This window comes from Bacillus sp. 2175, from assembly GCF_057812155.1.
This window is the reverse complement of record NZ_CM173819.1, coordinates 202,645-222,446: the sequence shown is the minus strand read 5'-3', so window position 1 is coordinate 222,446 and position 19,802 is coordinate 202,645. Positions and strand designations below refer to the sequence as shown.

At 36.0% G+C, this 19,802-nt stretch carries 19 protein-coding genes and 4 pseudogenes; 5 read left to right on the top strand and 18 right to left on the bottom strand.

Annotated elements, in window-relative coordinates:
• Positions 1-26 precede the first annotated feature (26 nt).
• The 6 genes from hppD to ACXKY9_RS01255 form a co-directional block, all read right to left on the bottom strand.
• Complete coding sequence (gene hppD, locus ACXKY9_RS01280; RefSeq protein ID WP_000810922.1) at positions 27-1,145, bottom strand: 4-hydroxyphenylpyruvate dioxygenase; 1,119 nt, start codon at positions 1,143-1,145, stop codon at positions 27-29.
• A gap of 393 nt (positions 1,146-1,538) precedes the next feature.
• Positions 1,539-1,649 carry a DUF3948 family protein gene (locus ACXKY9_RS01275; RefSeq protein WP_001083690.1) on the bottom strand — a complete coding sequence of 37 codons (111 nt, stop codon included), beginning with the start codon at positions 1,647-1,649 and terminating at the stop codon, positions 1,539-1,541.
• A gap of 43 nt (positions 1,650-1,692) precedes the next feature.
• Entirely contained in the window at positions 1,693-1,809 is a 117-nt protein-coding gene (locus tag ACXKY9_RS01270; protein WP_000654250.1) for a DUF3948 family protein, read from the bottom strand.
• Positions 1,810-1,843: 34 nt separating this feature from the next.
• Positions 1,844-1,951, bottom strand: a complete 108-nt coding sequence (locus tag ACXKY9_RS01265; RefSeq protein ID WP_000664237.1) for a DUF3948 family protein — start codon at positions 1,949-1,951, stop codon at positions 1,844-1,846.
• Positions 1,952-1,994: 43 nt separating this feature from the next.
• The gene (locus ACXKY9_RS01260; RefSeq protein ID WP_000654250.1) at positions 1,995-2,111 is read right to left on the bottom strand and encodes a DUF3948 family protein; all 117 of its coding nucleotides are present in this window, start codon (positions 2,109-2,111) and stop codon (positions 1,995-1,997) included.
• Positions 2,112-2,145: 34 nt separating this feature from the next.
• Positions 2,146-2,253 carry a DUF3948 family protein gene (locus tag ACXKY9_RS01255; protein ID WP_000664237.1) on the bottom strand — a complete coding sequence of 36 codons (108 nt, stop codon included), beginning with the start codon at positions 2,251-2,253 and terminating at the stop codon, positions 2,146-2,148.
• Positions 2,254-2,694: 441 nt separating this feature from the next.
• Here ACXKY9_RS01255 and ACXKY9_RS01250 point away from each other — a divergent pair, with 441 nt between their 5' ends.
• Both ACXKY9_RS01250 and ACXKY9_RS01245 read left to right on the top strand, forming a co-directional pair.
• A complete protein-coding gene (locus tag ACXKY9_RS01250; protein WP_000766421.1) occupies positions 2,695-3,567 on the top strand; it encodes a Cof-type HAD-IIB family hydrolase in 873 nt (290 codons plus the stop codon).
• 107 nt (positions 3,568-3,674) lie between these two features.
• Positions 3,675-5,017, top strand: a protein-coding gene (locus ACXKY9_RS01245; RefSeq protein ID WP_087942833.1) for an IS3 family transposase whose coding sequence is annotated in 2 segments (ribosomal slippage) — positions 3,675-4,056 and positions 4,056-5,017 — 1,344 coding nt in all. Because the reading frame shifts where the segments join, the coding sequence is not laid out codon by codon here.
• A gap of 55 nt (positions 5,018-5,072) precedes the next feature.
• Here ACXKY9_RS01245 and ACXKY9_RS01240 read toward each other — a convergent pair.
• The 9 genes and pseudogenes from ACXKY9_RS01240 to ACXKY9_RS01200 all read right to left on the bottom strand — a co-directional run bounded on the left by ACXKY9_RS01240 (position 5,073) and on the right by ACXKY9_RS01200 (position 14,382).
• Positions 5,073-6,038, bottom strand: a complete 966-nt coding sequence (locus ACXKY9_RS01240; protein ID WP_001294486.1) for an ABC transporter ATP-binding protein — start codon at positions 6,036-6,038, stop codon at positions 5,073-5,075.
• A complete protein-coding gene (locus ACXKY9_RS01235; RefSeq protein ID WP_000030767.1) occupies positions 6,035-7,015 on the bottom strand; it encodes an ABC transporter ATP-binding protein in 981 nt (326 codons plus the stop codon). Before ACXKY9_RS01235 ends, ACXKY9_RS01240 begins: the two co-directional genes overlap by 4 nt.
• Positions 7,016-7,025: 10 nt before the next feature.
• Positions 7,026-7,946: an oligopeptide ABC transporter permease gene (opp4C, locus tag ACXKY9_RS01230; protein ID WP_000451080.1), complete on the bottom strand. Its 921-nt coding sequence runs from the start codon at positions 7,944-7,946 to the stop codon at positions 7,026-7,028.
• A gap of 12 nt (positions 7,947-7,958) precedes the next feature.
• Positions 7,959-8,330, bottom strand: a pseudogene (locus tag ACXKY9_RS01225) (ABC transporter permease); the annotation flags it as partial.
• Positions 8,331-8,456: 126 nt separating this feature from the next.
• Positions 8,457-8,849, bottom strand: a pseudogene (locus ACXKY9_RS01220) (IS4 family transposase); the annotation flags it as partial.
• 143 nt (positions 8,850-8,992) lie between these two features.
• Complete coding sequence (ltrA, locus tag ACXKY9_RS01215) at positions 8,993-10,300, bottom strand: group II intron reverse transcriptase/maturase (RefSeq protein WP_000169371.1); 1,308 nt, start codon at positions 10,298-10,300, stop codon at positions 8,993-8,995.
• Positions 10,301-10,813: 513 nt separating this feature from the next.
• A pseudogene (locus ACXKY9_RS01210) lies at positions 10,814-11,863 on the bottom strand (IS4-like element IS231C family transposase); the annotation flags it as partial.
• 91 nt (positions 11,864-11,954) lie between these two features.
• A pseudogene (locus ACXKY9_RS01205) lies at positions 11,955-12,551 on the bottom strand (ABC transporter permease); the annotation flags it as partial.
• Between the two features lie 103 nt (positions 12,552-12,654).
• On the bottom strand, positions 12,655-14,382 hold the full coding sequence (locus ACXKY9_RS01200) for an ABC transporter substrate-binding protein (RefSeq protein WP_000730688.1): 1,728 nt from the start codon (positions 14,380-14,382) through the stop codon (positions 12,655-12,657).
• Between the two features lie 366 nt (positions 14,383-14,748).
• Here ACXKY9_RS01200 and ACXKY9_RS01195 point away from each other — a divergent pair, with 366 nt between their 5' ends.
• Complete coding sequence (locus ACXKY9_RS01195; RefSeq protein WP_000369254.1) at positions 14,749-14,946, top strand: hypothetical protein; 198 nt, start codon at positions 14,749-14,751, stop codon at positions 14,944-14,946.
• A gap of 391 nt (positions 14,947-15,337) precedes the next feature.
• On the opposite strand, the gene abc-f is transcribed toward ACXKY9_RS01195, so the two are convergent.
• Together abc-f and ACXKY9_RS01185 are read right to left on the bottom strand one after the other, a co-directional pair.
• A complete protein-coding gene (abc-f, locus tag ACXKY9_RS01190; protein WP_003282948.1) occupies positions 15,338-17,269 on the bottom strand; it encodes a ribosomal protection-like ABC-F family protein in 1,932 nt (643 codons plus the stop codon).
• Between the two features lie 73 nt (positions 17,270-17,342).
• Entirely contained in the window at positions 17,343-17,477 is a 135-nt protein-coding gene (locus ACXKY9_RS01185; protein WP_000830643.1) for an RAxF-45 family protein, read from the bottom strand.
• Positions 17,478-17,898: 421 nt separating this feature from the next.
• Between ACXKY9_RS01185 and ACXKY9_RS01180 the strand changes: the two genes are divergently transcribed.
• Both ACXKY9_RS01180 and ACXKY9_RS01175 read left to right on the top strand, forming a co-directional pair.
• Positions 17,899-18,027 (top strand): hypothetical protein, encoded by a 129-nt coding sequence (locus tag ACXKY9_RS01180; RefSeq protein WP_001998915.1) that lies wholly within the window; start codon positions 17,899-17,901, stop codon positions 18,025-18,027.
• Between the two features lie 136 nt (positions 18,028-18,163).
• Complete coding sequence (locus ACXKY9_RS01175; protein ID WP_002100655.1) at positions 18,164-18,958, top strand: DUF4931 domain-containing protein; 795 nt, start codon at positions 18,164-18,166, stop codon at positions 18,956-18,958.
• A gap of 167 nt (positions 18,959-19,125) precedes the next feature.
• On the opposite strand, the gene ACXKY9_RS01170 is transcribed toward ACXKY9_RS01175, so the two are convergent.
• Positions 19,126-19,656 carry a transglycosylase SLT domain-containing protein gene (locus tag ACXKY9_RS01170; RefSeq protein WP_000713248.1) on the bottom strand — a complete coding sequence of 177 codons (531 nt, stop codon included), beginning with the start codon at positions 19,654-19,656 and terminating at the stop codon, positions 19,126-19,128.
• Between the last annotated feature and the right edge of the window lie 146 nt (positions 19,657-19,802).

Here is a 19,802-nt window from a genome sequence, read left to right as displayed (position 1 = left end):
GGGACTTTTGCTGGTGGATACAAATCTTATAAGTTTCCGCGACGCTCTTGTTCTCTTTCAATTGATTCGAATAACGCTTTAAAGTTTCCTTCACCAAATCCACGAGAACCTTTACGTTGAATGATTTCAATAAATAAAGTCGGACGATCTACAATTGGTTTCGTAAAGATTTGTAGTAAGTAACCTTCATCATCACGATCTACTAAGATCTTTAATTCTTTTAACTTATCAATTTCTTCATCGATTTTTCCAACTCGTGCAGTTAGCTCATCGTAATAAGTATCAGGTGTATCTAAAAACTCCACCCCATTTGCACGAAGCGCTTCAACTGTTTTAACAATATCACTTGTTAATAAAGCAAGATGTTGTACACCAGCTCCATTATAGAATTCTAGATACTCTTGAATTTGTGACTTTCTCTTTCCGTCTGCTGGTTCGTTAATAGGAAACTTAATACGACTTCCATTCGTCATAACTTTTGACATTAACGCCGAATACTCTGTACTAATATCGTCATCATCAAAATGAATCATTTGTTTAAAGCCCATAACATTCTCGTAATAACTAACCCACTCTTCCATTTTTTCAACATTACCAACTACATGATCAACAGCAATTAAACCAGACTCCTCAAATGGAATATTAAATTCTACCTTTTGGAATCCTGGCATAAATGCCCCTTTATAATTTTTACGCTCTACAAGCGTATGAATTGTATCACCATACGTACCAATAACTGCTTTTTTCAATGTACCGTCCTCATCTGTTAATTCCTGCGGTGGAGCAATTGCGACGGCACCACGTTTCACTGCTTCTGAGTATGCTTTATCAACATCATCAACAAGTAGTGCCACATCCTTCACGCCATCACCATGAGTCTTTACAAACTCTGCAATACGATTTTCACTACTTAAAGCTCCAGACACAACGAAACGCATATTTTTTTGCACAAGAACATAAGATACCTTTTCACGGTTTCCAGTTTCTAATCCAGAGTAAGCTACAATTTTGAATCCGAACGCTCTCGCAAGATAATAACTCGATTGCTTTGCATTCCCTACGTAAAATTCCAAATGATCTACATCACGTACTGGAAAAAAGTCCTCCATTTGTGCAGCTAGCGTATCCATAGATTTTTGTTTCATAATATCTTCATCCCCCTGTAAATAGATTAAATGGTCCATACTTAAAACCAACCGAAAACGCTTCCAACATTAATTAATAGAAATTAGTTAGCAAGCTAACAAATTCTGACCTTTAAAATTTTCTATCTTTTCTGTCAAATTCCTCTTTTTTTCTTACATATAAAATTCGACTTTTTTCTCTTTGAAATAAAGCGGGATTTTATTCAGTGGCTTTTTGATTATTCGTTGAATCAAGTTTCAACCGCAGCGTTTAATTAGCCATGAATGCTGGATAATGAGGTAACTTTAATACTTGAGGGTATATAAGAAGAATATAAAAAAGACTCCAACATATTAACTACTTACTAATACGTTAGAGTCTTTATTTTTTTTGAATGATTGTATTTATATATCTCATACTAATACATTTGCAAGGAATAGAATAAATGATGTTAATATTACCGCTCCACCTAAGGATCCTAATAAATCTGTTTTTGTTACTTGAAACACTTGTTCACTGTTCATATCCCTCATTCTCCTTCCTTTTTTGTTTAATTTAAAACTTCTATTATACTAATACACTTGATAGAAATACGATTAACGCTGTTAATACTACTGCTCCACTTGCTGATCCTACGAAGTCACCTTTTGTTACTTGTAATACTTGCTCTTTCATATCTTTCATTCTCCTCTCTTTTTCTTTTATTACAAAACTTCTATTATACTAATACGCTTGATAGAAATACGATTAACGCTGTTAATACTACTGCTCCACTTGCTGATCCTACGAAGTCACCTTTTGTTACTTGTAATACTTGCTCTTTCATATCTTTCATTCTCCTCTCTTTTTCTTTTATTACAAAACTTCTATTATACTAATACGCTTGATAAAAATACGATTAATGCTGTTAATACTACCGCTCCACTTGCTGATCCTACGAAGTCACCTTTTGTTACTTGTAATACCTGCTCTTTCATATCTTTCATTCTCCCTTCTTTTTCTTTTGTTACAAAGCTTCTATTATACTAATACGCTTGATAGAAATACGATTAACGCTGTTAATACTACTGCTCCACTTGCTGATCCTACGAAGTCACCTTTTGTTACTTGTAATACTTGCTCTTTCATATCATTTATCCTCCCTTTTTATAAGTTATCTATATGTAATTTCTAAGAAATGTTTATTTCATAGTTTTTATGTTAACGTTACATTAAATTTGATAACGTAACGTTTGTAACATTAATGTAACATAACTATTATTACGTTGCAATATAATTACGTAAAATTTATTACACTTTTTTTACGTTTTTTTATGATAACCCTCAAAAACCTTTATTTAATGCGTTTTTCACTAAGTTCACGTTTGTAACATTCGTGTAACATTACAGTCATAAAGTGAAATGTAGTCATATTCCTCTCTATTTTTGTTACAAATTGTTTATTTAGTGCCACTAAACCTATCTAATCTTTACTTACTTTTAATATGAGATAAAATACCGTCTTTCCAAGATAAGTTTATATGTTTCCTCTATATAACTATGTATAATAAAAACAAAGAGGTGGTCATTTTGAAATTAATCGCATTAGATATGGATGGTACACTACTATCATCTAATCTTGAAATCTCCAAAGAAAACCTACAAGCAATCCAAACTGCACAAGAAGCCGGTCATATTGTAATGATCTGTTCTGGTCGTGCGAAAGAGGATGCTTTAAAGCTATTGGAAGAATATAAATTATCTCTTCCAGTCGGAGCAAGCAATGGGGCTATTGTTTATGTGGATGGAAAAGTAATTAACTCGCGTTGTATACAAAACGACAAAGTGTACAAACTTGCAAAATTACTAGAATCTGAAGGTTTCCCATATAAGCTATATACAAATAAAGGAGTTTATTCTCCATATACATGGCAAGATCAAGTGATGCAAGCATTCGAAGAAAATAAGCATGCGCTTGATGTTACATTAGAGGAACTTGAACGAATTACAGAAAAGCAAAAGAAATCGAACCTAATTACTGATTTCAAAAAAATAGAAGATGTTGTAAATAACCAAGAACTAGAAATATCTAAATTCTTCATTTTAACGTTTAATGCAGCGCATCGCGCACAGCTATTAAGTATATTACAAGAGGATGCTGATATTATGGTTACAGCATCGGCTCCTACTAACTTAGAAATTATGGATAAGAATGGACATAAAGGAAACGGGATACAGCAGATGGCAGCTCATTTTAATATCCCTATTGAAGATACAGTTGCTATTGGTGATAATTTTAATGATGTACCGATGTTAGAAGTAGCGGGTTTATCTGTTGCAATGGGCAACGCTGAAGAAGATGTAAAAAAGCTATGTGATGTTGTAACACTAACAAACAATGAACATGGTGTTGCTCATGCAATCGAGCAATTTGTATTGAAACAAACTTCATCTAGTAAATAAAAAAAGGACTCTTTCAATTTAAAATGTACCCTATAGAATAGACACTTGAAAAAAGTCTATTCTATAGGGTATTTCTTGTATAATAAAAGGAAAATTGGGATCGGAGAATGTTGAAAATGACAAAAAAACTATTTACAGAAAGAGAAATTCAAATTCTATCAAATAACCTATACGTAAAATCTGTAAGTCAGAAAGGTATCACTTATACAGAGGAATTTAAGCATATTTTTATTGAGGAAAATGAAAAAGGAAAGCTACCTCGAAATATTTTTGAAGAATGTGGTTTTGATATAGATATGATTGGAATGAAACGAGTTATGTCATCGGGAAGTAGATGGCGTGCTGCTTATAGAAAAAATGGTGTATTGGGTTTAAGGGATACACGTATCGAAAACGCTGGAAGAACTCTTGAGAGAGAGCTTACGTTAGAAGAAAAGTATGCCCGTTTAGAAGCCGAACGAAACTTACTAAAGGCGGAAAACGAATTGCTAAAAAAAATCAAACTTATGGAAGGGAGGATGAGAAGGAAATAACACTACCACCTAGTCAGAAATTCATCTTGATTCGTTCTGTCATCATGAAATACAACTTAAGGAATATGGTCAGTCATTTGTGTAAAGTAGCTGGTGTATCCCGTTCGGGATACTATAATTACTTTTCAGTTTCATCTCAAGAACAACGGAAACAAAAGAGTGATCGAGATGAAATCTTGAAGGAAACCATATTAAAAGCACTTCGATTTAGAAATAGAAACAAAGGGGCTCGTCAGATAAAGATGACATTGGCGGGTCAGTTTCAAGTTGTCTACAATTTAAAGCGTATCCGTAGAATTATGAAGAAATACGAGATTATCTGTCCGGTTCGCAAAGCGAATCCTTATAAAAGAATGCTTAAAGCTACAAAAGAACATCGAATAGTACCAAATCAATTAAATCGGGAATTTAAACAAAATACCCCAGGGAAAACACTTCTTACAGATATCACCTATTTAGTTTACGGTAAGAATCAAAGGGCCTATTTATCTACAATTTTAGACGGCTCAACTAATGAAATTTTAGCTTACCATGTTTCAGAACAGATGACATTAGAGCTCGTAACGACAACTCTCCATAAACTAAAAAGGAATCCGCGGATTCGATTGACTGAAGGTGCTTATATTCATTCAGATCAAGGATCCCACTACACAAGCCCTACCTATCAAAAGCTAGTTAAAAAGCTAAACCTAGGACAATCCATGTCAAGAAGAGGAAACTGTTGGGATAACGCCCCACAAGAATCATTTTTTGGTCATCTGAAAGATGAAGCTCATATAAAACCTTGCGTGTCCTTTAATGAATTGAAACAAGAGATTAAGAAATATATGACGTATTATAATCATTATAGATATCAATGGAATTTAAAAAAGATGACTCCTGTTGGATACAGAAACCATCTTCTTGATGTTGCCTAACTTTTTTCAAAATGTCCTTTACAAAGGGTACAGATTAATTTGAAAGAGTCCTTTTTTATACGTGATGACAAGCAACAAAATGCTCTACACCAACATTACGGAATTCTGGTACTGTTTTTTTACAAACATCCGTTGCAAATGGGCAACGTGTATGAAAACGACAGCCCGAAGGTGGATTTGCTGGACTTGGAATATCCCCTTCTAGTATAATTCGTTCTCGCTTCACTGTTGGATCTGGTATTGGAACAGCTGATAACAATGCTTTCGTATAAGGATGTAGCGGATTGGTAAATAACTCATCACGCGGTGCTGTCTCCACAATCGTACCTAAATACATAATTCCGATTTTCGTACATAAATGTTCTACTACACTTAAATCATGCGAAATGAATAAATAAGATAATCCCCTTTTCTCCTGTAACTCACTAAATAAATTAATAATTTGTGCTTGGATAGATACATCTAGTGCCGCTACAGGTTCATCAGCTACAATGAATTCTGGATTTAATACCATAGCTCTTGCGATTACGATACGCTGACGTTGTCCACCAGAAAACTCATGGGGATACCGGTCAATATGATAAGGAGCTAATCCACATAACTCCAATACTTCAATTACCTTTTCACGCACATTTTCTTTCGTTGCTAATCCGTGGGCCAACATTGGCTCTCCAAGCGCTTCTCCAATTCTCATTCTCGGATTTAATGAGCTAAATGGATCTTGGAAAACGAGTTGCATATTAGGGCGATGTTTTCTTAATTCATCCTTGGATAAAGAATGAACATCTTTTCCTTTAAACTTCACTTCTCCCTCCGTTTTTTGAACGAGGCGTAAAATTGTTTTTCCTATTGTTGTTTTCCCGCTCCCTGATTCACCAACGAGACCAAACACTTCACCTTTATTAATAGTAAAACTTACTCCATCAACTGCTTTTACATGCCCAATTGTTCTACTAAATACGCCACCCTTAATTGGAAAATATGCCTTTAGGTTTTTCACCTCTAATAATGGTTCACTCATTGTTCCGCACGCTCCTCATATAACCAACAAGCTACTTTATGATTTTCATCATTTACATTTAGATTTGGGGCTTCTTTTTCACATATTTCCATACAATGCTCACAACGCCCACTAAAGTAACAAAACTCACCTAAACCAACTAAATTCGGAACTTGCCCTGGAATAGAATATAGTTTATCTATTCGTTTTCCCATTACTGGTTTTGATTTCAATAATCCTTTCGTATAAGGATGTTTTGGATTTTGGAATATCTCTAGTACTGGGGCTTCTTCAATAACTTTCCCGCCATACATAACGACAACATAATCAGCCATTTCCGCTACGACACCTAAGTCATGTGTAATTAATAAAATCGACGTTTTAAATTCTTCTTTCACTTGTCTTAGTAGATCCAATATTTGAGCCTGAATGGTAACATCAAGAGCTGTTGTTGGTTCATCTGCAATTAATAACTTAGGATTACAACTAAGCGCAACAGCAATCATAATACGTTGTAACATCCCACCGCTCAGTTCATGCGGATAAGAATGGACGATTTCATCAGCGCGGGCTATGCCAACTTTACGAATTAACTCAATTGCCTTCTTATATGCTTCATTTTTACTAAGTAATTCATGCTCTCTTAACGTTTCTACAATTTGCTCCCCTACAGTGAAGACGGGGTTTAGCGATGTCATTGGTTCTTGGAAAATCATTGCAATATCATTGCCTCGTAAACTACGAAGTTCTTTCTCTTTCATTCCTAAAAGACTTTTTCCTTCATATAAAATGTCTCCACCCACTACACTACCAGATTCAGCAATAAGCCCCATAATAGATAAAGCTGTTACACTCTTTCCACAACCTGATTCTCCTACTACACAAACTGTTTCCCCTTCTCGAACCGCAAAGCTAACATGGTTCACAGCCTTTACTGTCCCCTCGTCAGTTTGAAAATGTGTTTGTAAGTCTTTCAGCTCTACTACCGCTTTACTCATATCTTCTCACCTACCGTCTCATCTTTGGATCTAACGCATCACGAAGTGCATCACCAAGTAAATTAATTGATACAACTGTTATAAAGATTGCAAAACCGGGCGGAATCCATAACCATGGACGCTTTTGGAAATCGATTAATGAGTTAGCTGCGCTAATCATGTTCCCCCATGATGGTGTAGGTGGAACGACTCCAAGACCTAAGTAACTTAGTGCGGATTCTCCCAAAATAGAACCTGCAACACCTAATGTGGATACAACAATTAAAATGGGTAAAACATTAGGTATTAAGTGATATATAATTTTCCGGTAATCTTTTATTCCTAACACATCCGCAGCTTGCATAAATGCTTGCTCCCTAAGTGATAAAATTTGCCCTCTTACAAGGCGTGCAAGCCCTGGCCAACCTACTAGGCTTAAAATAATCATAATGACATACAAACGATAATCAGACGGTACTTTCCACTCTGATAAAATCGCACCCATTATAATAAGTAGCGGTAATCCTGGCATTGACATTAAAATATCTGCAAGCCGCATAATAATATTGTCCACAATACCACGATAAAAACCTGCAATCGCTCCTAATAAAGCTCCAAGTATAACCGATAAAACCATTGAAGCTAAACCAATGGTTAATGAAATACGTCCCGCTTGCATAAGCCTTGTTAAAATATCTCTTCCTAATTGATCTGTACCAAGCCAATGAGAAACACTAGGTGGTTTGTTAATGAGCGCAACTTGTATTTTCCCTGATGCATATGGAGAAAAGAACGGACCGATAAAACAAAATAAAAACATAAAAATTAATGCATAAAACCCTACAAGTGCCATCTTATTTTTCTTTATCTTTTTAAAAGCTTGTCGCCATGGTGATGATTCGCTTCTGCTCTTTTTTTCTTTTTTTTCTGTAATTACTGTAACAGTCTCCATTTCTTTCCCCCCTTACTTCAACCGAATTCTTGGATCAACAACTGCATATACGATATCTGCTAAAAAGTTTGAAACGATTGTTAAACAAGAAAGAAACATCGTAAATGCCATCAATACTGTATAGTCACGGAAATTTAATGCTTCTAATTGAATATTACCAATCCCTGGCCAGTTAAAAATTTGTTCAATAATAATTGCCCCAGAAAACAATCCCGGTAATTCAAATGCTAATAACGTAATTGCTGGTAATATTGCATTTTTTAATGCATGCTTATAAATAACCGTCTTCTCCTTCAAACCTTTCGCTCTTGCTGTTCGTATGTAATCTTGTCTTACAACCTCTAACATACTTGTTCTAAAATACCGAGTTAGCGAGCCGACCCCATGCCCATCAACTTAAGGATAGAAACTCTACGGTTTTCCATTAATTGAAATGAACAAACTTTTAAACAGTATAATCCTCTTAAAAATGAGCATACGAAATAAACCCTAACGGGTTTCATTTTTTTCTTATGCAGCTTTCTTTTGTTTTCTCAATCCATTATACTCATAGACAACACCCATAATATCAAAGATAGTTTTCTTCTCATATCGATGGGATTTCCGGCCATTTTTCTTTAGTAGGGTAAACAGGCGGATTAAAACCTTTGTTATTATACGGGTGTTTCTCTGTATCGCTTGATATAACAGGGATAGATGATCTTGAATCATCCCAATTGCTTTATATTCGCTTAGTTCTCTTTTGTGCTTTTGCAACAGAAGTTGGCGCATCTTAAACATCGTGGAAGAACATATAAAAATGGCAATGAGTTTTCCATACACATGGCATTCTAATCGCTCTTGTTTGATAGTTTGCCAATGATGAATTTGAAATAGAGATTTCCACGTTTTAAATATGATTTGTCGGGTAAAAGACTGGCGCGGTATCAGTTGTGATCCGTTTCCAGCCTCTCCCCATAAGAACTGCTCGTGAGGTTTTCCCTCAAGCAGCTCACCCCATAAACTTCATCAAAAGGGTTATGAGACCTATCAAATGGCAGACACTTTCATCGGAAACTCTCTGCACTTTTCAGGGGAAGGACTTTCCAGTCCCAGTAAAGCCCCAGTACACCATAGAGATATTCGTTACTCCATCTCTGCCATCCGATGCTACGCTTTCGTCGTCGTTTCCTTCTCGTTAACAGTGTGCGAATTTTCATCTCCGTATAATCACGTACTTCACTGAAAGCTTGACTAGAGTTCCCAACCCGGAAGTAGTTCACCCATCCAGTCAGTACGGCATTGATTTGTTTTATTAAGTCTTGTGCTGGCTTCGCTCCTGCGTTTTGAATGAGTTCGCGAATTTTTGCTTTCACTGTCGTGCGAGCTTTCTTCTTCGGGATCATGAAAACGAAGAATCCATTCTTATTTCGGTTCGGTATTCGTCTCAGGTCAAATCCTAAAAATCCGAAGGATTCTCCTTTTAGGACATTGACCATCTGAGTCTTCTCCAGATTCAGTTCAACTCCCAAAGGCTTTAACTGTTCCCACAGTCGTCGTAATGCCAGTTCAGCCCATCCACTTTTACTGGAGTGTCCGCTTACAGCGATAACTATATCGTCGGCAAAACGGTGATAGTTTACAGCTTCGTAATTGCCATCAGCTGTTTTACGTCGAATGGTATCAAATGTCCAATCCACTTCATTGAGGTAAATGTTCGCGGCTAGTGGAGAAAATGGTCCCCCTTGCGGGACACCGATCTTTCCTGTTGCCTTAATTACCTGTTTTACAAGATGCATAACCTGTGGGTCTTGGACACGTTTCGCGATTTTCTCCAATAATATGTTGTGTCGGATTGTATCAAAGTAGCGTGACAAATCAACATCAATTATTATGGTCATACGGCGCAATATACTGCGTCGTACTTCTGCCAATGCCTGATGTGGAGAGCGTTTCGGCCGAAACCCATACGAGTTTGGACAGAAATCAGCTTCAAAAATTGCTTCTAATATGAGTTTTAGCGCTCCTTGTACTACACGATCTCGTATACACGGAATTTGCAGAGTTCGCATTTTGCCGTTTGTCTTTGGGATTTCTACTTTTCGATTGGCTTGTGGTTGGTATATTCCAGCTTGTAATTCTTCTTGAATACCCGTTAAGAATGGGATAACTCCTTCTAGTTCTATATCAGCAAAACTTTTTCCATCAATGCCTGGGGCACCATTGTTTTTCCTCGCCTGTTGATATGCTTCGTGAAGGGTTGTAATTTTGGTAATGTGGGTAAATATCCCCCAAAACCGGTGCGTAGGTTCAGACTTCGCCTTTCGATAGATTCGTTGCCTTAGTTCCTGCAAAGTGATGGGTGTTTTTGTCATAGCACCCTTGCCTCCTTTAGTCATACGAAATGTTTACAGGTTCGGATCCTTTCCTCCCCGCGTGTTTTGCTGCACGCAGATCTCTGGTACTACGATCCGTTCCGCCACCCTGACACCTACCGTTCTCACTTCCCGATCGCGGTTATAGAGACGGTCTCCTCGATGAGATTTCTTCATCGGGTGTCGAGGGCTTCTCCAGTTTCCACATTATCTTTCTCTCCATGTCGCCGCTGATACCCCGCCGGTGAGAACTGCCGTTCCAGACTCGTTTCGGTCAGTTCTTGTTGCTTTCGCACGTTATCGACCGTCTCAGCCACCGGAATTGCGTGTAACGAGGCTACATCTACGTTCACTGTACGTTACAACCTGGAGATTTGCCCACATGCCTTTTGCATGTGATGTCAGAGGGCTTCGCCATGTCGCTTTCACTTCATGGCGCCTCTCAGGCTACGGGAGTGGAGTCTATTCTCCCGATTGGACTTTCACCAACTAGATAATGTGTCCTTATCTGGACACGCCGATCTGCCAGCGGAGGGAGTAAAAATCATGGATTTGTTCCATCGGAACCACTTCCCAAGGCGTATTCGTAACATATATGTTGATACCCGTTAATCGTTTACTCTTTTCTGAAAATGTAATCCCCTTTTTACTTTCGGTATAGCTTTGTTTTTTTCTACGTTCCAGTATTTGTTCCTCTGTTAATCGGTAGATAATTACTCTTGTAAATAATCTTTGATTCTTGCCAATATACGACTCTTTTATTTCATACGTTTGTCCTGGTTTTAACGTGTGCATAATGTTCTCTAAATCAACTTGGATATACTGTGACTGTTTTTTGATTGTCCCATTTCGAAAGTATTCTGGAAATGGATTTTTCGTATAGACGGTATGGTTTAACTTAAGTCTTGATATATAGCACACGCCACGTTGATCCATTTGATCTAAGTCTTCCAATGAAAAATATCCTAAATCACGAATACACAGATCACCCGGCCGTAAGGTATCTAAGCAATCTGTTCCAAATGTTTTATCATTATTTTTTCCAGGACCTACCTGGAAGTTTAAAAACTGTCCGCTGTGTAAGTCATATTCTAATTGAATCTTGATACCTGCAGTTTGTGCACAACCACCTGACCCAGGATATACATGTGCTAAATGTTTCGGTACTTGGAAAATCGTCGCATCTAAAATACGGATTCGTTGAAAATACGTGAGTGCTGCACTTGAAATGGCTGATGTTTTACAAAGTTTACTTTTCCATAATGCAGAAAAAATATATTTCAAAAATTCAACCGCTTTTTTATCAAAGCGTTTATTGAGTCCTTCTGGACTCATAAGAGTGCCTGTGGCGGCGTGTAATTGACTGCATAGTCGAACGAGAGAATCACTCGCTGTACGTTGACTGACCCAGATACATATGGTAGCTAATTCATTTCCTGAAAACTTTCGTTTTCTTTTTACAAAACCTAATTCTTTAGCGAGTTCTTCCAAAAGAGAAGGGGTTAAATGACGATACAGCTCTTCAGAAAATAGTTGTAATTCATCTTGAATTGAAAGATTCATAAAAAATGTCATCCTTTCTAGCTAGCTTTTTAGAAAGAATAACGTTTTTTGACACTTGGGGGTAGTGCAAATTCTTAAGTTGATGGGCATGCGAGCCGACCCCAAGAAGTGTTAAAATAAATACTGGTAAAATCATATGTTTTGCAACTTCTATCACGTAAGCAAATCCTGTTGAATTACTGCCAACATCAATCATTCCACCTATCGGTAATAACTTAAAGTCAACCGCAAACACCTTAATTAAAAACAAGCCGATAAAGAATGAAGGAAATGACATTGCTGCAAAAACACCGATTGTTACAAGTTTATCGAATAAAGAATGTTGCTTCGTCGCCGAGAATACACCGATAATAAGTGCAATTAGCCAAATAAAAAACAATGCAATAATTGCTACACTAAAAGAATTCCAAATAAATTTATTTAATAATGACGTTACAGGCTCTTGATATTGAAGCGAGAAGCCAAAGTCCCCTTGCAATGCATTACCTAACCAATGAAAATAACGCTCAACAATTGGTTTGTTCAACCCATATAATTCCCTCAGTTCAGCTGCTCTTTCCGGTGTAATTTTCGGGTTTGAATCAATATAATCCCCAGGAAGAAGTGCGAACAGGACGAAGATAATAATTGATGTACCAAGCAGTGTAGGAATCATTTGTAACAACCTACGAACAATATATGTTTTCACCCTTTTTCTCTCCAATCTTATGCTTAAAATAGAAGAACATTTTTTCAAAGCGGCACATTACTAACCGAATGAAAAAATGTCTTCTACTTATACATTCTTATCGTTATTTTTCAAATGATAATACTGGTAAGTTTGCACTAATACTGTTGTACTTTTCAGGATCAATTCCTTTTATATTCCCGTTATAACCAGTAATTGTTCTACGGTAGTTTAATAGAATTACTGGTGGATCATCACTTAATTCTTTATACAATTCTTTATAAATAGGTTTACGCTTTTCGATATCTACAGTTTCAATACCTTTTTGAATTAGCTCATCTACTTTTGCATTCTTATAACCAAGACTAGTTTCATTTGCAGTAGACAAATATTCACCAGCTGTTTCACTCGGGTCACTTGTAATCGGTGTCGAAACAGAAGCTAAATCATAATCTCCTTTGTTTACCTTAGAAAGCATCGTATTAAAGTCCATAAATTCAGGATTAAACTCTACACCTATTTCTTTATAATTCTCTTTCGCAATCGGAATTAATAAATCACTATCTTTAGCCGAACTTGGACCGAAATAAGAAAGTTTTAATTTTTGACCATCTTTTTCACGAATTCCATCCGAACCAACTTTCCACCCTGCTTCATCTAATAATTTTTTCGCTTTTTCTTTATCGTATTCGTATTTATTAACTCCTTCTTCCGTATAAGCCCAAGAAGTTGGATGAATTGGTACATTGGCTACTGTACCGTATCCTTTTAACGCTGTATCAACATATTTTTTGCGGTCTAATCCGTAAATAAGTGCTTGGCGAACCTTTTTATCCTTTAAGTAAGGCTTATTATTATTCATATAAATATAACTAAATGACGGCGCTGTTTCGATTTGGATATTTGCGAATTCTAAAGCCTTAGCCTGTTCAAGAACCTCATCACCGGTACCTAAGCCAGTATGGTCAACTTCTCCTGTTTGGAATAACTGAAGCTTCGTATCACCAGAAGTAATTTTATAAATAAAGTTTTGAATTTTTGGTTTACCCGCATAATAATTTTCGTTAGCAACAAAACGAACTTCTTGACCTGGAATATACTTTTCAAATTTATATGGACCCGCAGCTAATGGCTTTCCATATAAATCTTTTAAGTAATCTAAGCTTGTATTTTGCTTATAATCTTTTCCATAATAAGCTTTTGATAGTACTGTACCTCCTAAAACAAATATAGCTTGTGAATTCACTTTTTCAGTTGTAATTTTAATTGTTTGTGGATCAACAACTTGAATACCTTCAATTGAAGTTGCTTTTCCTTCTTTATATTCTTTACCACCTTTAACGGCATATTGAGAGATATCTACTTCACCTTCATATGCCTTATCATGTAAAAGCGTCAATGTGAAAGCTACATCATCCGCCGTTAATGGCGATCCATCACTAAATTTCAAATTTTTACGTAAATGGAATGTATATGTTAACTGATCAGAAGAAACGTCCCACTTCTCAGCTAATTCTGGAATTGGTTTCCCTTGTTTATCGGTTGATACGAGAGATGCAAAAATAACTGAAGTTACGTTTCCATCCCAACCATTTTGTTGAAAGTATGGTAAAAATACGCCGCCTGGCTTACTAATACCAACTACTAACGTATCTTTTCTATTCTTCGCTTTGTCTGGCACTTTCGTTTTATCTGTCGCGGCAATCTTTTCAATTTTCACATTTTTTAAATCCTGCTGCTTAACCGGCTCTGTAGAAGCCGTATCCTCCTGTCCCCCACAAGCAGATAACACAAGCGAACTACTCAGTAATACTGAAAATACACCAGCCCATTTTTTTGTCTTTTTCTTCATTGTCCCCACCCTAACTGTTTAATAGTTATACCCTTGAACTTATTAGCTTATGTATGCCTCCCACAGCACATTTATAGCCAATCGGAAAAGTCGGTTTTAATCAGAAAAAAATAGATGTTTTTGAGGGGTAACAATCTTATTCCGACTTTTCCGGTAGACTTTATGGTTATTAGCTTATATCGTTCATTATGTTTTGTCAATTCTTTCTAAATAAATATTTTGAGAATTTTTCCAAAATTTTCACTCTACATTTATACTTTAAGAAAACTCAGCTATAATTCGTATTAAAACTTAAAAATCTACTTCTATTCCTTCAGCATGAAACATAGAATACTAATAACCAATTACCAAAAAGGGGGCGAAAATATGGACAACCTATTCCAATACGTCCTGCACTACGTATTATTAACAATTATGATAGTCGGAGCGCTATTACTATTCCCGTTCTTCCCAAAGTTCGTCCTCTTTTTAGCTTTTTTTATTATGCTCGGGATCGCTATTATAATTTCAACGAGAGAAGATGCCACGCAAAAAGAGAGCAGAGTTCAGCGCGTAAAGCTGTAACTTTGCTCTCTTTTCGTTTCCATTCACTAGTCTCTGTTACACATATTTATCCCGCTATTTGCCGTGCAGTAAGACCCCCACCTCAAAATTCAGCGAAAGCAAAAGAAGTTAGGTCTGGGTCGGGGTGCCCGTAAAATCCCTCACTTTATCTCTCGGGAAATAATTAGCCTTTGTTTTTGTAATTACGCCTATCCAAAAACCACTAATGACATTTATTTTTTACCTTATTATTTTCATATGTTTCACAAGCTATGCAAATTGAGGAACACGGATTTATTTAAGTTACTGTTTCACGTGAAACACATCGCTTCATTTAACCTTTAAAGCAAAATATCATTATGAAGAAAGCCACTTCCTCCAGCAAAACTGAAAGGAAGTGGCTTTCTACTCATTACTCCACAATATTCTCTAATTCATTATATAAATCTGCTCGTAACAACTCTTTCTTCGTTTTTTCCTCATATAATTTTTCAAGTTTTTCAACATCAGCTACATGTTCCATTCCACATTCTATTGCATATATATCTTCTTCTACATGCATTAACTCATTTTCAATCTCTTCAAGATTCCTAGCTTCTTTCTCTTTTACAGGAACCGTTTCAACACTTTTTCTCCCTTGGCGTTTCTGCTTTATTACTTGCTTCTCAATCTTTTCCTCCCACTTTTGACGAGCCCATGCATAATTTCCTGCAAACTCAAATAATTTGCATCTATCAATCCAGTACGTCTTTTCAAATAACTTATTTAAAAAATATCGATCGTGTGAAACAGCTAAAATCGTCCCATTATATTGCTCAAGGGCTTCCTCTAAAACTTCCCTTGATTCAATATCAAGGTGGTTTGTCGGCTCATCTAAAATTAGAAAATTGATGTCTTGATACATAAGTTGCGCAAGTCTTAACCTCATTTTTTCTCCACCGCTCAGTTGTGTTACTTTCTTAAACACCGCTGGACCATAAAATAAAAACTTAGCTAATATATGTCTTGCTTCTCCTTCTGTTACAGCCACATACTCTCTAAACGCTTCCAATACATTACTCTTCATATTTTCATATGCATGTTGTGATAAATAACCAATTTTGACACTACTACCAATTCGAATTTCACCAACGTCTGGATTTATTTCTTCTAATAGTAGTTTTAATAATGTAGTCTTTCCTGTACCATTACGACCAACGATAGCAGCACGCTCTTGAAAACGAACATGTAAATTCGCTTGTTCAAATAAAGATCGGCCAGCAAAACCTTTACTCACTTCTTTCATTACAACAACATCTTTTCCGCTTCTCTCTTGCCCTTCAAACTGAAGACCCATCTGTTTTCTTTCTAAAATCGGTCTCTTTAATTTCTCTATACGCTCTAACGCACGTTCCATATTCCTCGCTCTTTTATGCAATCCTTCATTCGGAGGATTCGCTTGATTTGCCCATTCACGTAGGCGCTTAATTGCTTCTTTCATTTTCTTTATTTTCTTTTGCTGCTCTTGATAAGCTTGAAACTCTTGAAGTAATCTTTCTTCCTTCTCCTCAACGAACTGGGAATAATTCGTATGGTACACGTGAATCTCTCCATCTTCCAAATCAAAAATTTTCGTTACAACTTCATCAAGGAAATAGCGATCGTGTGAAATAACCATAACTGTTCCATTATATTCTTTTAAAAATTTCTCTAACCATTCAACTGCAAACAAATCTAAATGATTTGTTGGTTCATCTAATAGAAGTAAATCTGGTTTCTGCAATAGCATATATGCAAGGCTTACTTTCGTCTGTTCTCCTCCACTTAATTCCGTAAATACTCTTGGAAATAAGTCTGTTACTTGTAAGCCATTTGCTACCTTCATTATATTTGCCTCTATTTCATAACCACCGAGAAATGCAAATTTTTCTTGAATTATTCCGTACCTCTCCATTAGCTTTTGCAAAGAAGATTGTTCCTGCTCCTCCGCCATATTTTTTTCTAGAGCATGCATTTCTTTTTCTAATTCCTTTTCTACTTTAAAAGCGGAACTCAATACATCATATACAGTCATGACCTCATCAAACTTCGGAATTTGTGCGACATGACCAATACGTGTACCTTTCTTCATATGGATGGCTCCTGCATCCAAACTCTCCATTCCCGTTAGAAGCCCAAAGATTGTTGTCTTCCCACTACCGTTACGACCAACTAACCCAACACGTTCACCATTCTTTATTTCAAGCGATATATTTTCAAATATGATGTTTCCACCAACAGATTTCGTTACATTATTTACACTACAAATAGTCATTTTCCGTACTCCTTTCAATATAAAAAACCATGAGAAAGAAACATTCCCCATGGTTTTCGGCATAGAAAAAGGAAGCCAAATAGCTCCCTTTTCACACGTTTATTAAAAATGGGTGAAGAGATTTCTATCGTTCAATAGTCACTATGCAATTGTTAAAAAAGGGCATACGTATCCCGTTAACAACTACATCATGAAAAATCGCACGACAAAAATAGATAAAATCTAAAAATTTGGCACGCGCAGCTAAAGAACGTTTCATCTCATTCACCCCTTTCGTACGGAATTTAATACTTACTTCTTTATTATACTTTCCAATTTCATGTTTGAATAGTCATTTTTCTGAAAATAATGAAGATAGACTAAACATTTCAATAAGTGACATCAAATCTTACAAAACTGTTATGTTCACGTAATGGAAAGCGATAGTACGAAAAGATGCCTCCCTATACAATAAAGATGTAAAACAAGAGAGACAAACACAAGGAGGAAACAAACATGATGAAAGAAATCGTAAAAGCAATCTTTGAGGTATTAGTGAACGGACAAGCAGTTGTAAAAGAACTAAATGAACTATAAAAAGGAGTGAAGAAATATGATGAACATGGTGAAAATGATTTTACACGCTTTAGTCGATGCAAAAGCAGTTAGCCAAGAATTAAACCAACAATAAAAAGGGGTATATGAATATGAAGAAAGCCATTATTATAATTGCAAGCACAGCAATTACTTTATACACAATAAAAAATAGAAAAAAGAAAAATAATGAAAATGTTCTATATTATCCATACACACTATTAGAGAAAAAATAAAAGACAAGGTACCCTATCGTAATGAGGATATCTTGTCTTTTATTTTTTCCATATTGTCTTTAGAGGATTTCCTTCTCCTTTTCCCGAATGTATTAAGCGGGATTTTTACACATATTTTAAAGGGGCATATATACAAATGGATACACAACAACTATATTTTTTAAACGATATCGGTAAACAAAAACCAGAAAGTATTCGGAATAGAAGCGCTGCATGTCCATTTTGCGATAAAGAACATTTAACGGATATTTTAGCAACTGATGGTTCTATTATTTGGTTAAAAAATAAATTTCCTACATTACAAGATACATTTCAAACGGTGCTGATTGAAACGGATAATTGCGAAGATCATATCGCAACATATACAGAAGAACATATGCGAAAATTAATGCAATTTTCTATTCAACATTGGTTACACTTACAGAAGAACGCAGAATTTGCATCTGTAATTTTATACAAAAATCACGGTCCATTTTCAGGTGGAAGTTTGCATCATGCACACATGCAAATTATCGGAATGAAATATGTAGATTATCTTGAAAATATTGAAGAAGAAAATTTTCAAGGGGTAATTGTTCAAAAAAATGAACGCATTGAGCTTAATATTTCAGAGCGTCCCATTATTGGCTTCACTGAATTCAATATAATCATTGATAATATTTCATATATAGATGAAATGGCAAATTACATTCAGCAAACTGTACGTTACATACTGATAGATTTCCATAAAGGATGCAGTAGTTATAACTTATTCTTTTATTACTTAAATGGAAAAATCATTTGTAAAGTTGTACCTAGATTTGTCGTTTCACCATTGTATGTAGGATATAAAATACCGCAAGTTTCTACAAAACTAGAAGAGGTGAAAATACAACTCACGCAGTATTTCACGAAAGAAAAGGATGAAATTATTCATAAAAAAACAGAGTAGGTATAGAAAACCTACTCTTTGACCCCGCATTAACGAGCAGTAAAACTTCCACCTCAAAATCCGGAAAACGCTAGAATTTAGGCGGAAGATTAACTGCTCGTAAAAGCCCGATTGGTGAAGACTAATAATCAGCGGGGGATGAACAGACTCCCCCACTGATTAAAGTTTCACTTTATTACACCTTTATTTCGATAGTACACATCTTCTAGTCCGATGTTATACTTCATGTTATTATCCGTCCACTCTGGCCCTAAATTCCCTGGCCATCCAGATGTATTCGCTATATATTTCAGTAATGCAAAATCAGTCAAACCTTTTTGCACCCCACGCTTATATCCTTTCATTAAATGCGGCATTGCAATTTGCGCATTTGTACGTGGATCTTTCAGCTCATCATCAGTTAAATGTTCTGGTGCAAGCCCGCCGCCGCGGTGTAGTTGAAACAATCCGAATGAAGTTCCATTATCTCCAACACTTCTTGGATTTAATCGACTTTCATGCTCGGCAATTGCAAGAGGTATCCATTCTGGAAGATTTACTTTCTTCGCTTCCTCTATAATGATTTGTTTCATCTGTTTTGCTTCTTCTGAATCAACATAGCTTGTTCCATTCACTAGCTTATCCATTCCTTCAGACTTTCCTTGGAAATATAAATATACTCCAAGAACAACTAAAAATCCTACAAAGAATTTCTTCACTACCTCTACCTCTTTCTCCGCTGAAATTTGTCCCCTTTCAGCCTTCCCTTTACAATTACCTACATTCTATTACTCTTTTATCATAGCAAATAACTATACGTATTATCATCATGCTTTAGACCGATTTTGTGAAAAAACAGCTGGTA